This is a genomic window from Vibrio genomosp. F10 str. 9ZD137, assembly GCF_049974785.1.
Classification (GTDB): Bacteria; Pseudomonadota; Gammaproteobacteria; order Enterobacterales; family Vibrionaceae; genus Vibrio.
Genome location: NZ_JBNGCJ010000856.1, coordinates 1 through 908, shown reverse-complemented (window position 1 = coordinate 908; position 908 = coordinate 1). Strand labels below are relative to the sequence as shown.

At 43.3% G+C, this 908-nt stretch carries 1 protein-coding gene; it reads left to right on the top strand.

Going from position 1 to position 908, the window contains the following annotated elements; translation table 11 throughout:
- Positions 1 to 287: 287 nt before the first annotated feature.
- Positions 288 to 869: an electron transport complex subunit RsxA gene (gene rsxA, locus ACP45E_RS19300; protein WP_017034298.1), complete on the top strand. Its 582-nt coding sequence runs from the start codon at positions 288 to 290 to the stop codon at positions 867 to 869.
- The last annotated feature ends 39 nt before the right edge of the window (positions 870 to 908 follow it).

The window sequence follows — 908 nt, the reverse complement described above, 5'->3', positions numbered from 1 at the left end:
TATGTCGCAAGTTCAAGTCTTGCAGGGGGAGCCAAATTTTAAGGCCCAGTCTTTTGACTGGGCCTTTTTCATTTCTGTTTTCCGAATCAATTTCTCATGCCCAGTTAAATCTTATCGGTTTGACGCTAAGTACCTTCTAATAGGGCGTTTTATCGCCGCAAAAAAAACCAGACACGCTATTTATTCAATTATTTACTCTAAATCAGTAAAACCTTACTGTTCGTGAGTTGTTATTAGCTTGGCAAAGCACGATAATATTGGGATCGGAATTTCAAATAAATACAATTATGACCGAATATTTTTTATTGTTGATTGGCACTGTGCTGGTGAACAATTTTGTACTGGTAAAGTTTCTCGGGCTATGTCCATTTATGGGCGTATCAAAAAAACTGGAAACCGCAATAGGCATGGGTTTAGCAACCACGTTTGTGCTAACACTTGCGTCGGTTTGCTCGTACCTGGTCGAAAACTATTTGCTGGCTCCGCTTGGTATCGAATACCTGCGGACAATGAGCTTCATTTTAGTCATCGCCGTGGTTGTCCAATTCACGGAAATGGTGGTGCACAAAACCAGCCCTACGCTGTATCGACTGCTAGGGATCTTTTTGCCGCTGATTACAACCAACTGTGCGGTATTAGGGGTTGCTCTGCTCAACATTATCGAAAACCATAACTTTATCGAATCTATCATCTATGGTTTTGGGGCGGCGGCTGGATTTTCACTCGTCCTGATCCTTTTTGCTTCAATGAGAGAACGAATTGCAGCCGCGGATGTACCTGGCCCGTTTAAAGGTGCATCCATTGCCATGATTACCGCAGGGTTAATGTCGCTCGCCTTTATGGGCTTTACTGGTTTGGTGAAAATGTAATGATCACGATTGCAATTGCCATCATCGCCGTTGTCGCTC